General features: G+C 64.9%; 12 protein-coding genes. 7 read left to right on the top strand and 5 right to left on the bottom strand.

Going from position 1 to position 13,767, the window contains the following annotated elements:
* Positions 1 to 81: 81 nt before the first annotated feature.
* Complete coding sequence (locus QA635_RS25325; RefSeq protein ID WP_253587118.1) at positions 82 to 1,245, bottom strand: patatin-like phospholipase family protein; 1,164 nt, start codon at positions 1,243 to 1,245, stop codon at positions 82 to 84.
* Between the two features lie 241 nt (positions 1,246 to 1,486).
* On the opposite strand from QA635_RS25325, the gene QA635_RS25320 reads away from it, so the two are divergent.
* The 3 genes from QA635_RS25320 (at position 1,487) to QA635_RS25310 (ending at position 4,796) form a co-directional block, all read left to right on the top strand.
* The gene (locus tag QA635_RS25320; RefSeq protein WP_283061976.1) at positions 1,487 to 2,269 is read left to right on the top strand and encodes an acetoacetate decarboxylase; all 783 of its coding nucleotides are present in this window, start codon (positions 1,487 to 1,489) and stop codon (positions 2,267 to 2,269) included.
* Positions 2,270 to 2,411: 142 nt separating this feature from the next.
* Entirely contained in the window at positions 2,412 to 3,431 is a 1,020-nt protein-coding gene (locus QA635_RS25315; RefSeq protein WP_283061974.1) for a transporter, read from the top strand.
* A gap of 48 nt (positions 3,432 to 3,479) precedes the next feature.
* Positions 3,480 to 4,796 (top strand): carbohydrate porin, encoded by a 1,317-nt coding sequence (locus tag QA635_RS25310; RefSeq protein WP_283071798.1) that lies wholly within the window; start codon positions 3,480 to 3,482, stop codon positions 4,794 to 4,796.
* A gap of 27 nt (positions 4,797 to 4,823) precedes the next feature.
* On the opposite strand, the gene QA635_RS25305 is transcribed toward QA635_RS25310, so the two are convergent.
* From QA635_RS25305 to QA635_RS25295, 3 genes are all read right to left on the bottom strand, one after another.
* Positions 4,824 to 6,128, bottom strand: a complete 1,305-nt coding sequence (locus QA635_RS25305; protein ID WP_168855690.1) for an MFS transporter — start codon at positions 6,126 to 6,128, stop codon at positions 4,824 to 4,826.
* 241 nt (positions 6,129 to 6,369) lie between these two features.
* Positions 6,370 to 7,566: an acetyl-CoA C-acyltransferase gene (locus tag QA635_RS25300; RefSeq protein WP_283061972.1), complete on the bottom strand. Its 1,197-nt coding sequence runs from the start codon at positions 7,564 to 7,566 to the stop codon at positions 6,370 to 6,372.
* A 617-nt stretch (positions 7,567 to 8,183) separates the two neighbouring features.
* The gene (locus QA635_RS25295) at positions 8,184 to 8,351 is read right to left on the bottom strand and encodes a hypothetical protein (RefSeq protein WP_283061970.1); all 168 of its coding nucleotides are present in this window, start codon (positions 8,349 to 8,351) and stop codon (positions 8,184 to 8,186) included.
* A 195-nt stretch (positions 8,352 to 8,546) separates the two neighbouring features.
* Here QA635_RS25295 and QA635_RS25290 point away from each other — a divergent pair, with 195 nt between their 5' ends.
* The 4 genes from QA635_RS25290 to QA635_RS25275 all read left to right on the top strand — a co-directional run bounded on the left by QA635_RS25290 (position 8,547) and on the right by QA635_RS25275 (position 12,787).
* Complete coding sequence (locus QA635_RS25290; RefSeq protein ID WP_283061968.1) at positions 8,547 to 9,191, top strand: hypothetical protein; 645 nt, start codon at positions 8,547 to 8,549, stop codon at positions 9,189 to 9,191.
* Between the two features lie 229 nt (positions 9,192 to 9,420).
* On the top strand, positions 9,421 to 10,677 hold the full coding sequence (locus QA635_RS25285) for an MFS transporter (protein ID WP_283061967.1): 1,257 nt from the start codon (positions 9,421 to 9,423) through the stop codon (positions 10,675 to 10,677).
* A 141-nt stretch (positions 10,678 to 10,818) separates the two neighbouring features.
* Positions 10,819 to 12,231, top strand: a complete 1,413-nt coding sequence (locus QA635_RS25280) for a sensor histidine kinase (RefSeq protein ID WP_283061965.1) — start codon at positions 10,819 to 10,821, stop codon at positions 12,229 to 12,231.
* Between the two features lie 175 nt (positions 12,232 to 12,406).
* Positions 12,407 to 12,787: a DUF5071 domain-containing protein gene (locus tag QA635_RS25275; RefSeq protein ID WP_283061963.1), complete on the top strand. Its 381-nt coding sequence runs from the start codon at positions 12,407 to 12,409 to the stop codon at positions 12,785 to 12,787.
* A gap of 158 nt (positions 12,788 to 12,945) precedes the next feature.
* On the opposite strand, the gene QA635_RS25270 is transcribed toward QA635_RS25275, so the two are convergent.
* Positions 12,946 to 13,716, bottom strand: a complete 771-nt coding sequence (locus QA635_RS25270; RefSeq protein WP_283061961.1) for an enoyl-CoA hydratase — start codon at positions 13,714 to 13,716, stop codon at positions 12,946 to 12,948.
* Between the last annotated feature and the right edge of the window lie 51 nt (positions 13,717 to 13,767).

Here is a 13,767-nt window from a genome sequence, read left to right as displayed (position 1 = left end):
GGGCTTGACCCGCGCATCCATCGAATGAGTCATTCGAAGCGGGATGGATTGCCGGGTCAAGCCCGGCAATGACGACCTTGTCTACTCGGCTTCCCGATGCACGTCGTGGATCACGATGCCCATGCCGTTCTCGGGCATCTTGATCCATTCGCGCCGCTTCAACGAGCGCTTGGTGTCCTCGTGCCCGCTTACCCAATGCTCGCGCATCGAGGTGCCGGAGAATTCGTGATCCTTGGCGTCGCCCTCATAGGCCTTCTGCTGATAGATCAGCTGCAATAGCGTGATGCCCGGCAGCCGGGCGTTTGCCTTCTTGAGCTGGCGCTCCTCGTCCGACAGCTGATCGTCGGGGATCTTTCCCAGCGCATTGTGCAGGGCGGTGCGCAGATTGTAGGTCTTGCGATAGACGTCGGTGTTGTAGCGGGTGCGCGACGAATACATGATGTCCTTGTGCCGGGCCATCACGTCCTGGATGTCCCGCGGCAGCGCGCCGCGCGCCGAGAACAGGTCGACCTGGAACACCAGCGAGTTCATGTTGTCTTCCTGGTCGAGCAGATGCTGCAGCGGCGTGTTGGACACGATGCCGCCGTCCCAGAAATGATCGGTGCCGACCTTCACCATCGGCAGCGCCGGCGGCAGCGCGCCGCTCGCCATGATGTGCTCGGGGATGATCTCGTCATGGGCATTGTCGAAATAGATGAAGTTGCCGGAGAGCACGTTCACTGCGCCGACCGCGAAGCGTATCTTCTTGGAATTGATGCGGTCGAAATCGACCAGCTCGAGCAAGGACTCGCGCAGCGGCGTGGTGTCGTAGTAGCTGGTGGCGGTGCGCGCGCCGGCCTGGCTGAACCACGGATTGGTCTGGTGCGGGGTGAAGAAGCCGGGTTGTCCGAGCGTCGTCGTCAGCCATGAGCTGGTGAAATTGCGCGCCTTGCGGAAGATGTCGCCGTCCGGGGTGTAGTGCCAGATCTTGCGGCTGGTGATGCGATCCCAGAACGTGTGCAGCCGTTCCAGCCGCTTTTCGGGCGGATTGCCGGCGATGATCGCCGAGTTGATCGCGCCGATCGAGACGCCGCACACCCAGTCGGGCTCGATGTTGGATTCATGCAGCGCCTGATAGACGCCGGCCTGATAGGCACCGAGTGCGCCGCCGCCCTGCAGGACCAGGGCCACACGATCGCAGCCTTCCGGACGCCAGCCCGGCGTCGCGTGATCGATGTCGTCGAAATGCGGGGTTCGCGCGTCCATATCAGACACTCCAGAAATTCGCGGCGAGAATTCAGCGCGCCGATGACGCCGTGATGACAATTGCGGCGCCCGCGCACGGCGCATCCGGCATGCCCGCCTGCATGGTTAGCATTGGCCCCAGCAGCGCGACGCGGGTCACGCAAGCGTAACAGCGGTCATGCGCCTGACGGAAATTCCTCACATCGCTGTCAATCTCGGCCGCTAGCTTCCGCGCAAACTTTTCAAACAGGGGGTTATTGCGATGCGCAGGGAAGATCTGCTCAAGCTTCCGTCGATGCCGGCCGCCGGCCCGAGCTATCCCGCCGGTCCGTATCGCTTCATCGATCGCGAATTTCTCGTCATCACCTATGAGACCGATCCGGAGTTGATCCGCGCCGGCCTGCCCGAGCCGCTGGAGCCGATCGAGCAGGCGATCGTGCATTACGAATGGATCAAGATGCCCGACAGCTCCGGCTTCGGCAGCTACACCGAGTCCGGCCTCGTGATCCCCGCGCGCCTGCATGGCGAAGAGGTCAACTTCGTCTGCCAGATGTATCTCGACGATGATCCGCCGATCGCGGCCGGCCGCGAGATCTGGGGCTTTCCGAAGAAGTACGCTCATCCCAAGCTCGAGATCGTCAAGGACACGCTGACCGGCACGCTGGAATATGCCGGCCAGCTCGTTGCGATGGGCACGATGGGCTACAAGCACGAGAGCATGGCGGGCAATGGCGACGTCACCCGCGCGACGCTGTCGAAGACGCAAGTTAATCTGAAGATGATCCCCGGCGTCGACGGCCATCTCGAGGTCTGCCAGCTGGTCGCGATCAACTTGACCGACATCGTCGTCAAGGGCTCCTGGATCGGACCCGGCCGGCTTCACCTGGTGCCGCATGTCAATGCACCGGTCGCCGATTTCCCGGTCAAGCGTGTCGTCGGCGCGCACCACTTCCTCGCCGATCTGACGCTGCCGTTCGGCCGCGTCGTGCATGACTACAACAAGGAGGCTGCGGAGGCGGCGCCGACCGGCCTGGCCGCGGAGTAGGGCGGTCGCTGACATAAAACTGTAACAGGCGCGTCCTCCTATGTTGCGTCGAAGGGACGCGCTTGCTCAGCGTTGCGCGTGGGCGAGGTCTTGAACATGTCATTTCGCGCGGTTGCGTTATCGATTGCCTTGGGGGCGGGCCATGCTGGCTGATCCACCTCCCGCTCCGGTCGGGTCGCTGCTGACCCGCGAGGCCGTCCCTGGTCTGGTCTGGGTGTTCCGCCTGCATCACGACGGCCGTGCCGAGGCACTTCCGATCGATGCGCCGATCGAGCCGAGCCATGACGGAAGGCTGTGGCTGCACTTCAACCTGACCGACGTTCGCACCCGGGCATGGCTCGCCAACATGCACATCCCGCAGCTGGCGCGGGACCTCTTGCTGTCGAATGACAATTTCCAGCAGATCCACGTCGTCGACAATTGCGTCTACGGCGTGTTTTCCGATCTGGTGCGGGATGTCGACGCCGCCACCCGGGAGACCGGCTTTCTCCGCTTTGCGATGACCGAACGCCTCCTGGTCAGCGGCCGCCATCAAGCGCTGTGCTCCGCCGATGCGACGCGCCGCGTGCTCGAGGGCGGCCATCGCGTCGGCAGCGTCGCGGCGCTGCTGGAGAAGATCGTCGACGAGATCGCCGACACCATGGACCGCATGGCGGACAAGATCGGCACCGATATCGATGCGATCGAGGAGCGGGTGCTCGCCGAGGATACCGGATCGGAGCTGCGCAAGAATCTGAGCCGGATGCGCCGCACCTGTGTGCGACTGCATCGCCAGCTCGCCGGCCTGCGCGTGCTGTTTCACCGGCTCGAGCAGAAGAACACCGACGATCTCAGCCCGGCGCTGCGGCTGCAGGCCGGCAAGCTCGCGCAGCGGCTCGACGGTCTCGACCACGACATCGTCGAACTGCACGAGCGCAGCCGCCTGCTCGAGGAGGAGCTGCGCTTCAAGCTCGAGGAGGAGAGCAACAAGCATCTCCACGCATTGTCCGTCGTCACCATGATGCTGCTGCCGCCGACGCTCGTCACCGGCATCTTCGGCATGAACACCAAGGGATTGCCGCTGACCGATGTCGACAGCGGATTTCTGGTGGCCGCAGGCCTGTTGGCCGGGTCGGCGCTGCTGGCTTATCTGCTGATGCGGCGGCTCGGCATCGTCAAATAGCGCGAGCGCACCGCGGCATTCCCGATGTGCAGAGTTCTTTCCCGCGCGATGTTGGTGGCCGCGGCCCTCGCGCTCGGCGCGCCGGCGCATGCGGAGGACAAGCCCGTCGCCGACCGGATTGCGGATGCGCGGGCTGCGCTCGAGGAAGCCGGCTACCAGTTCAGCCTGACCTATATCGGTGAGGGGTTTTCCAACGTCTCCGGCGGCGTCAGCAACGGCGCGGCCTATACCGGCCGTCTCGATCTCGGCACCACCATCGACCTCGAGAAGGCGGTGGGCTGGACCGGCGCGACCTTCCACGCCAACATGTACCAGATTCACGGCGACGGGCTGTCGCGGAGCTATGTCGGCAACCTGTTCCTGGTATCCGGTGTCGAGTCGCTGCCGGCGACGCGGCTCTATGAATTCTGGATCGAGCAGAAGCTGCTCGGCGGCAAACTCTCGGTGCGCGTCGGCCAGCAGGGCTCGGACGTCGAGTTCATCGACAGCCAGTACGACGACATCTTCATCAATTCGGCGCTCGGCTGGCCCGGCATTGTCGGCACCATTCTGCCGGCCGGCGGGCCGTCGCCGCCACTCGCGGTGCCCGGCATCCGGATCAAGGCCAATCTGTCCGACCGCATCACCGCCTATCTGGCACTGTTCGACGGCTCGGCTTCGCCGCCGCAGGGGACCGACGATCCGCAGATATTGAACGCCCACGGGCTCAATTTCCGGGTCAACGATCCGCCGTGGTGGATCGGCCAGCTCAAATACAAGTTCGAGATCGGCGAGAGCCGGCTGCCCGCGACCATCACCGGCGGCGCCTGGTATCACATGGGCTCGTTCGCCGACCAGCGCTTCTCGGCCGACGGGCTGTCGCTCGCCGATCCCGACAGCTCCGGCGACACGCGATGGCTGCGGCGGGACAACGGCATCTTCATGGTCTATGAGCAACTGCTTGCGCGCGCCAGGCCGGACGCTGACAAGGGCGTCGCGTTCTTCATGCGCGCCTCGGTTAGCCCATCGGACCGCAACCTGATCAGCACCTATGTCGACGGCGGCTTCCTGTTCACCGGCTTCAGCGAGACCTATCCGGACGATCGGTTCGGCATCGCCGCGATCTATGCCAGGATTTCGGACGCCGCGCGTGCGCTCGACCGCGACACCCAGATCTTCACGGGCACGCCGTATCCGATCCGCGACTACGAGGCGATTCTCGAGATCACCTACCAGCACGTGGTGAACCCGAATTTCACCATGCAGCCGATGTTTCAATACATCGCCCATCCCGGCGGCGGCGCCGTCGATCCCAACGATCCGACGCAAACGCATCGGATCAAGGACAGCGTGGTGTTCGGGATGCGCACCATCCTGTCGTACTGACCGGCGCACGTCGCGCGGGAAGCGACCTCAGGCCGCGACCGGCTTCGGCTCCGCCACCGATTTCGGCTGCGGCCGCGCGATCGCCAGCGCGATCAGCGCGGCAAAGATGCACAGCGCACCGGCAATGAAGAACGCCGGCAGGTAACTTTGATAGATCGTGCGCGACAGTCCGGCGCCGAACGCGGCGGCGCCTGCGCCGAGCTGGTGGCCGGCGAAGATCCACCCGAACACCAGATTGGCGCGCTCGGCGCCGAAGCGCTGCGCGGTGAGGCGCACCGTCGGCGGCACCGTCGCGATCCAGTCGAGGCCATAGAACATCGCGAACAGCGACAGCCCGTAGAACGTGAAGTCGGAGAACGGCAGGAACAGCAGCGACAGCCCGCGCAGGCCGTAATACCAGAACAGCAGATAGCGGTTGTCGTAGCGGTCCGACAGCCAGCCCGAGACGATGGTGCCGAAGAAATCGAAGATCCCCATCGCGGCGAGCAGGCTTGCCGCCTGCACCTGCGGGATGCCGTAGTCGAGGCACATCGGGATCAGGTGGACTTGCACCAGGCCGTTGGTCGAGGCGCCGCAGACGAAGAAGGTCGCGAACAGGATCCAGAACACCGACGACTTCGCGGAATCGCGCAGCGTGCCGAGCGCGGCGGCCACGATCGGCGCATTGGCCGGCGGCGGCGCGGGAAGCGGCGCGGTGCCCTCGTCGCCGAACGGACGCAGGCCGACGTCGCTCGGCCGGTCGCGCATCACCATCAGCACGGCAAAGGCGGCGACGCCGAGCATGACGCAGACCAGCCCAAGCGCGACACGCCAGCCGTAGCGCTCGGTCAGTGTCGCAAGCAGCGGCAGGAAGGCGAGTTGGCCCGTCGCGACGCTTGCGGTGAGGATGCCGACCACGAGGCCGCGCCGCGCCACGAACCAGCGCGCCGCGATGGTCGCGCCGAGCACCAGCGCGGTCATCCCGGTGCCGATCCCGATCACGACACCCCATAGCAGGATGAGCTGCCAGACCTGGGTCATGGCGAGCGAGGCCAATAGACCGGAGACCACGATCAGCTGCGCCGCCAGCGTCACGTTGCGCAGGCCGTAGCGGTTCATCAGCGCGGCGGCAAACGGCGCCATCAGCCCGAACAGGATGAAGCGGATCGACAGCGCGGAGGAAATCTCGGCGGTGGACCAGCCGAACTCCTTCTGCAGGGGCACGATGAACACGCCGGGCGCGCCGACGGTGCCGGCGGAGATCAGCGCGGCAAGGAAAGTCACGGCCACCATCACCCAGCCGTAATGGATGTTGCGGCGGGCGAGGGCGGAAGCAAGCCAGTTCGAGATCATTGTGTTCCGGATCGATTGCGGTGAAAGCTTTGCGTGATGCGCAATATGGCACGGGGGAGCCATGGCTAAAATGACATAGTTCCCTCGTTTTCGGACTCAGGCGCCAGGCCGTCGTGCTGCCTCATGGACGCCTTTCATAACTAACCGTCATTGCGAGGAGCGAAGCGACGAAGCAATCCATCGTTCGGTTTGTGAAAAGAGATGGATTGCTTCGCTTCGCTCGCAATGACGGCATACCGGATCAGTGCGCGACCCGCTCGACCGCGATCGCGGTGGCTTCGCCGCCGCCGATGCACAGCGCGGCAACGCCGCGCTTCAGGTTCTGCGCCTCCAGCGCGTGCAGCAGCGTCACGATCAGCCGCGCGCCGGTGGCGCCGATCGGATGGCCGAGCGCGCAGGCGCCGCCGTTGATGTTCAGCCTGTCCCTGGGAATGCCGAGGTCGCGCTGCGCCGCCATCGCGACCACCGCAAACGCCTCGTTGATCTCGAACAGGTCGACATCGCCGACGCTCCAGCCGACCTTGTCGAGCAGTTTTCTGATCGCCGGGATCGGCGCTGTCGTGAACCACTGCGGCTCCTGGCTGTGGGTGGCGTGGCCCTTGATCTCGGCGAGAACGGGCAGTCCATCGCGATCGGCGAGCGAGCGCCGGCTGAGGATCAGTGCTGCGGCGCCGTCGGCATTGGCCGATGAGGCGGCCGGCGTGATGGTGCCGCCCGCTCGGAATGCCGGCTTCAGGCCGGGGATTTTTGCCGGATCGACCTTCAGCGGGTGCTCGTCATTGGCGACGATGCGCGGGCCGACCTTCTCGGCGAGCGTGATCGGCGCGATCTCGGCCTTGAAGGCGCCGCCCTCGACCGCCTTGCGGGCGCGGCTCAACGTCTCCATCGCGAACGCGTCCTGGTCGGCGCGGGTGAACTGATAGGCCTCCGCGGTCGCCTCGCCGAAATCGCCCATCGAGCGACCGGTCTCATAGGCGTCCTCGAGCCCGTCCATCATCATGTGATCGATGATGCGGTCGTGGCCGGCGCGATAGCCGCTGCGCGCCTTCTGCAACAGATACGGCGCATTGCTCATGCTCTCCATGCCGCCGGACAGCACGATCTCGGCCGAGCCGGCCTTGATGATGTCGTGGGCCAGCATGGTCGCCTTCATGCCGGAGCCGCAGACCTTGTTGACGGTGGTGGCGCCGGTGGCGTCCGGCAGCCTGGCGCCGCGCGCGGCCTGGCGGGCAGGGGCCTGGCCCTGGCCGGCGGGCAGCACGTTGCCCATGAACACCTCGTCGATGCGCTCGGGCGCAAGTTTTGCGCGTTCGAGCGCAGCCCCGATCACATGCGAGCCGAGCTTGTGCGCCGGCAGCGGCGCGAGCTCGCCCATGAAGCGGCCGAGCGGGGTGCGGGCGGCGGAGAGGATGACGACGGGATCGGTGCTGGTTGCCATGGCAGGAGTCCCTTCAATGCCGGGGATTTGATTGAATTATTGTCATCATATGATGCAATGCAAAAAATGCAACTGCGGCTCTCATGACAAAATGTCGTGTTCGCATGAGTTGGGGATGGGATCGTTCCGCCATCACCAATGTCGTCCTGGCGAAAGCGAGGACCCATACCCACCGCCTTCAATGACGAACCGGATCGTGGCCCCGGCGTCGCGCAACAATGGAGATTTGGGGCAATGGGTCCTGGCTTTCGCCAGGATGACGGCGATGGATGGTCCTCGATTCGTGATGACACGAGGGAGCGAATGAGAGCACGCGAGTCTCCACCGGTGTCGTCCCGGCGAAGGCCGGGACCCATACGCCGCAGCGTGGTTGTTGAAGAGACTCGTCGTTCCAACATCGCGCAACAATCAGCGTCGGTGGTTGTGGGTCCCTGCTTTCGCAGGGACGACACCGAGTGTTTGGCGCCTCTTGTGAGTCACACGTCCGCATTCTCGCGGCATGAATCGCCCGAACGTACACCGAGTTTCTCTTCTCGCGAGGCCTTGCGTCGTCGGGCAAATCAGTGATTGAGAATTTCGCCGGGCGACGGCGCATCCGGGCTTGTCTGCGACCTGATCTAATCCGACCGCCAGGCGCCGAGCAGAAATCGTCGCTTCGGCGCGGAGCCCCCTTGTTTCTGCACGTCCGGCAGGTCGACGGCATGGCGCTTCATCAGCAGCCGGATTGCGATCGCGATGATCACAAAGGGTGCCAGGTAGATCGCGAAAACTTCGAAGGCGTTCATGTCGTCCTCCGCTGCCTCGGAACGGGCATTCTAGCACGATCGTCTCGCGCTCGGGCGGCTAAAACTGTACCGGCGCCGCTGAGTTGGCGTTAACCGAATTCCCGGACGCCGATCAATTCAAGGTTGCGGAATACGGGTCTGTTTACCGATCCGGCGCTAGGGCTGGCGGATTGTGCAACGGAAAGTCCCACCGCAATGTCCGTGATCGCCGTCGAGCAGCCGTCCGCCCGCATTCCGCTCTCCGTCAAGATTGGCTTCAGCGCCTTCATGGCCGTCCTGGTGCCGGTGTACACCTACTGCTACGGGCCGACCAACTTTCTGTATTTCTGCGACGTCGGCCTGATCCTCACCCTGATCGGGGTCTGGACCGAGAGCGCGCTGTTAATTTCGATGTGCGCCGTCGGACTCCTTGTGCCGCAAACATTTTGGGTGATCGACTTTCTCGCCCATGTCGCCGGCTACTCGCTCACCGGAATGACCGACTACATATTCGACCAGAACCTCTCGCTGTTCCTGCGGTTCCTGTCGGGCTTCCACGGCTGGCTGCCGTTCCTGCTGCTGTTCCTGGTCTGGCGGCTCGGCTATGACCAGCGCGCGCTGATCGTCTGGAGCGTGCTGGCATGGGCGCTGCTGCTGATCTGCTACTTTGTGATGCCGGGACCGCGGCCGGACCCGGGCATGACTCCGGTCAACATCAACTACGTCTTCGGCACCAGCGACAGGGCGGCGCAAGGCTTCGTGCCGCCGCTGGTGTGGCTGGCCGGCCTGATGATCGGCCTGCCGCTGCTCGCTTTCATACCCACCCATTTCATGCTGCGGCGCGCCGTGCCGCCGGTGTAGGGCCTGCGCTTCGCGAGACTGCGCTATCAAGTCGCTGCGGATACCATCGTGCATGGCCGCATGCGGCGGCTTCGATTGACACCAATCGACTCGGCGCTACGCTGCCGGAACACGGCGTTTTCCCAAGCGACTCAAGACAGATTCAAAGCGCCGCAAGCACGACCAAGAAGCAAGACCCAGAAGAACAAGGAAAAAGGGCAGGACACGCCGTGACACGCGTCATCGCGTCTTGAGCGGGACCACGCGGACCTCCGCGCTCGCGCCATTTCACATCCGCAGCTATCGCTTTCAATGGCCGTCCGATCTGCTCACCTCCTGGGCGTTCGAGGTCGAGACGCTGGTGCTTGGCTGGTACATCATGGTCGAGACCGGCTCGGTGCTGCTGCTGACCGTGCTGGCGTCGCTGCAATATGTCGGCACGCTGGTCGCGCCGGTCGTCGGCATGATCGGCGACCGCATGGGGCACCGCGATCTCCTCGCCGTGATGCGCTTTGCCTATACGGCGCTCGCCGGCACCATCATGACGCTGGCGCTGACCGGGCATCTCGCCCCGCTGAACGTCATGATCATCGTCGCGATCATGGGTGTGATCCGCCCGTCGGATCTCGGCGTGCGCGGCGCGCTGCTCGCCGACATCATGCCGCCGGAGCAACTGGTCGGCGCCATCAGCCTGGCGCGCACCACGCAGGACTCGGCGCGCATCGCAGGAGCCCTGACCGGGGCCGGATTGTTTGCGGCGCTCGGCATCGGCTATGTCTATGTCGGGATCGCCGGCTTCTATTTCGTCGCCGCCATCCTGATGCTCTGCATGAGCCGCCCGAAGTCGCATGGCACGACCGATCTCGCGGCCGACGCGCCGGGTTCAAAGCTGCTGCGCGACCTCAAGGAGGGCATCGTCTATGCCTGGAGCGGTCCGGGCATGCGCGCCGCGCTCTGCGTCGCGTTCCTCGCCAACCTCACCGCGTTTCCGCTCACCAACGGTCTGTTGCCCTATGTCGCGCGCGACATCTTCCATACCGACCAGACCGGGCTCGGCTATCTCTCGGCAAGCTTTGCGGTGGGCTCGCTGATCGGCTCGATCACGCTCAGCATGGCCGGCGGGGTACGCATCGCGCGGCTCCTAATCGGCGCGACGCTCGCCTGGTACGCCATGCTGCTGGTGTTCGTCGAGCTCAGGACCATGCCGGTCGCGATGGCCTGCCTGCTGCTCGCCGGCATCGCGCAGAGCATGTCGATGATCTCGGCCGCCGTGATGCTGATGCGCAATGCCAGCGCGCATCTGCGCGGCCGCGTCATGGGCGTGCGCATGATGGTGATCTACGGCCTGCCGCTCGGGCTGCTCGCCGCCGGCAGCCTGATCGACCTGATCGGCTACACCGCGACCGGCACGTTGCTCGCCGCCGCCGGCTTCATCGCCATGCTGGCGATCGCGCTGCACTGGCGCGCCGACCTCTGGCCGACCCACGCCCCGGCCAACGCCCGGTGAGGGGCGCGGCGCGATGCCGCGCCGCGGTCGCCGATGCGCCAAAAGGACGCGACAGCGCGGGCAAGCTGTCGTAGATCATTTTCGACGCTCCCATTTGCAGTGCCAAGTTCCAGTGCCAGGCCTTTTTCGTTTGATATCGTAATGCTCCGTCTTTTGACCCGCCTTGGACTGCGCTTCGACGATATCGTCGAGGAGCGCCGATTTGTCGACCAGTACGTGCGGGGCAATATCGGCTGGACGCAGGTCGCGATGCTGCTCGGCGCCTTCACCTATGCCGGATATGCGTTCTGGGATTGGGTGCTCTATCCCGACGTTGTGGCGACCACGCTGGCGATCCGCGGCGGGGTCGCCGTGCTGGTCTTGCTGCCGCTCACCGCCTTGCTCTCGGTGCCCGCGATGAAGGCGTGGGCCGAGACGATCTTCCTGGTCTATTGCGTCATTCCGGGCTGCGTGCTGCCGAGCGTCTACCTCGTGCTGCCCTCCGGATTCACCTATGCGGCACCCGGCGTGATGATGGTAATCCTGTTCGTCTCGACCATGCTGCCGCTGCGGATCGGGCCGCTGGCCGTGTTCTGTCTCACGACGTGGATTGCGCTGTGCATCGCTGAATCGCTCGGGCCGGCGTTGCCGCCGGGGCTGCGCTTCATCAATCATTCCCTGGTCCTCAACGCCTTTGCGCTGTCGCTTTACGCCGTCGCCGCCCGCGAGTTCCGCGCGCGCCAGCAGTTTCGAACGGCGCAGGCGCTCAAGCAGGAAAAGGAGCGTTCGGAAGCCTCGTTGCGCGATTTGCACGCGACGCAATCGCAGCTCGTGCAGGCCGAGAAGCTGGCCTCGCTCGGGCAGCTCGTCGCCGGTGTCGCACACGAGGTCAGCACGCCGCTTGGCCTGGCGCTGACCACGTCAACCACCATGGAGGCGGACCTTCGCGCGATGGGCGAGGCGCTGAGCGGCACCGCCGTCCGGCGCTCCGACCTGACAAGGGGCATTGCACGGATCGAGAACGGCCTTCGACTGACCTCGGAAAATCTGCATCGGGCATCCGAGATGGTGCACAGCTTCAAGCAGGTCGCCATCCATCACGCCGACGAGGAGCGCCATACATTCGAGCTCGGCGGATGGCTCTCCGAACTGATCGCAAAGCTCGGGCCGCTGCTGTCCCGTCAGGGATTGATCGTCGAACTCGACTGCCCGCAAGGCATCGTTCTGAACAGCTATCCCGGCGCGTTGGCGCAGGTGATCAGCAACCTGGCGTTCAACGCCGCGGCGCACGCTTATCCCGACGGCCGCGGCGGACGCTTCACCATGACGGTGACGCAGCCGGATCAGGCGCTCGCCCGGATCGCCTGCGCCGACCAAGGCGTCGGCATCCGCGATGATCTGCAGGCCCGCGTGTTCGATCCGTTCTTCACCACCAGGCGGGAGCGCGGCAATATCGGCCTCGGCCTGCACATCGCCTTCAATACTGTGGTGTCGTCGCTCAGCGGCAGAATCGCGCTGGAGAGCGAGCCGGGCCGCGGCACGCTGGTGCTGATCGAGATCCCGGTATCGAGCTGAACGGGCGGGCCGACCTCGGGCCGGTGCAGGTGCCTGCGAACGCGCGGCGAAGGTCACCCGCAGCAGCGTAGCCCGGATGAGCGAAGCGATATCCGGGGCATCCGGCCCCCGCGTGTCTCGGCGCTCATGCGGGCTACAGGTGCTACAAGCTGCAGAAAATCAGGGGGAGTGGACGATGTGCTCCGACTTGGCAGCGCTTCTACCAAGAGACAAATTCGATACAGAGAGGGCCGAGGCCATCGTCGCCTTGGGTTTCCCAGCTGTCGAGCCGATCGTTCCGGCCCTGCTTGAATGGATGCAGGACATGAACTGGCCGGTCGCTCAAGTGCTGCAGCCATTTTTGGCGGGGATCGGTACGCCGCTCTATCCGCACCTTCGACGCATTCTGCAAGCAGATGACGACGTTTGGAAGAATTGGACGCTGCGCTTCATCGTTGCGCAATCAGCAGAGCTGCAAGCAAAGCTTAGGACGGACCTCGAACGCCTCGCCACCAGCCCGACGGCAGGTGAACAGGCAGAAGAACTTGATATCGTCGCCAAGGACCTCTTGAGTTGACAGGCGCTGCTAAGCTAGTCGCATTCAGTTACCCGTAGCCCGGATGAGCGAAGCGAGATCCGGGGCATCCGGCCCCCGCATGTCGCTTCGCTCATGCGGGCTACAGATGACTGGCCCCGCATGTCGCGGCGCTCATGCGGGCCACAGGTGCTGAACCGCTACCGCTTGCGGTCCAAAAATCCCTGCAGCAGGCGCTGCGGCTCGCCGGTCTGGAACGACTTTCCGAACACGCCGACGCTGAGCTTCACCGACTCGGTCAGCGGCAGTTCTTCCCATTGCCGCAGCAGGTCCTTCTGGATCCGCAGCGCCTCGGGGCCGCATTCCAGCAGCGCCTTGACGGTGTGCTCGACCGCTTCGTCGAGGCCGCCGGGTTTTGCCACGGTGTCGACTAGGCCCCAGGCGAGCGCGGTCGGCGCATCGATGTTCTCCGTGGTCATCATCAGCCAGCGGGCGCGGCCCCAGCCGATCAGGCGCGGCAGCAGCGCGGCGTGGATCACCGAGGGGATGCCGACGCGCACCTCGGGCATGCCGAACATCGCGTCATGTGCGGCAACGCGGACGTCGCAGGCGGCCGCGACCTCGAGGCCACCGCCGAGGCACCAGCCGGGCAGGCGGGCGATCACCGGCGCCGGGAATTTGCGCACGGCCTCGCAGAGGTCGCGCAGCCGGCTGATGAATGCTTCGGCGGATGTCTGGTCGAGCGTCGCCATTTCCTTGATGTCGGCGCCGCCGATCATGCTGCGCTCGCTTTCGCCGGCGAGGATCACGACGCGGATGCTCGGATCGGCGGCCAGATGCTCAAAACCCTCGCGCACGCCGTTGGTGACCGCGGAACTCACGATGTTCAGCTTGCCGGCGTTGCAGATGGTGAGGCGGACGACGCCTCTGGAGTCGCGGTCGATGCCGCAGTGGGGATTGAGCATGTCCATGGAAAAAGTCCCGGCGCAGGAATGGATGCGCCATGTCCCGGACAAAGCGTG

Source organism: Bradyrhizobium brasilense, from assembly GCF_029714345.1.
GTDB lineage: Bacteria > Pseudomonadota > Alphaproteobacteria > Rhizobiales > Xanthobacteraceae > Bradyrhizobium > Bradyrhizobium australafricanum.
Note: the sequence above shows the minus strand (reverse complement) of the source record. Positions and strands in the feature narration are given on the sequence as shown.

Bases quoted from the DNA above. Each gene is read 5' to 3' on its own strand.
- QA635_RS25325 (WP_253587118.1), bottom strand. From the start codon at position 1,245: ATGGACGCGCGAACCCCGCATTTCGACGACATCGATCACGCGACGCCG.
- QA635_RS25320 (WP_283061976.1), top strand. From the start codon at position 1,487: ATGCGCAGGGAAGATCTGCTCAAGCTTCCGTCGATGCCGGCCGCCGGC.
- QA635_RS25315 (WP_283061974.1), top strand. From the start codon at position 2,412: ATGCTGGCTGATCCACCTCCCGCTCCGGTCGGGTCGCTGCTGACCCGC.
- QA635_RS25310 (WP_283071798.1), top strand. From the start codon at position 3,480: ATGTTGGTGGCCGCGGCCCTCGCGCTCGGCGCGCCGGCGCATGCGGAG.
- QA635_RS25305 (WP_168855690.1), bottom strand. From the start codon at position 6,128: ATGATCTCGAACTGGCTTGCTTCCGCCCTCGCCCGCCGCAACATCCAT.
- QA635_RS25300 (WP_283061972.1), bottom strand. From the start codon at position 7,566: ATGGCAACCAGCACCGATCCCGTCGTCATCCTCTCCGCCGCCCGCACC.
- QA635_RS25295 (WP_283061970.1), bottom strand. From the start codon at position 8,351: ATGAACGCCTTCGAAGTTTTCGCGATCTACCTGGCACCCTTTGTGATC.
- QA635_RS25290 (WP_283061968.1), top strand. From the start codon at position 8,547: ATGTCCGTGATCGCCGTCGAGCAGCCGTCCGCCCGCATTCCGCTCTCC.
- QA635_RS25280 (WP_283061965.1), top strand. From the start codon at position 10,819: ATGCTCCGTCTTTTGACCCGCCTTGGACTGCGCTTCGACGATATCGTC.
- QA635_RS25275 (WP_283061963.1), top strand. From the start codon at position 12,407: ATGTGCTCCGACTTGGCAGCGCTTCTACCAAGAGACAAATTCGATACA.
- QA635_RS25270 (WP_283061961.1), bottom strand. From the start codon at position 13,716: ATGGACATGCTCAATCCCCACTGCGGCATCGACCGCGACTCCAGAGGC.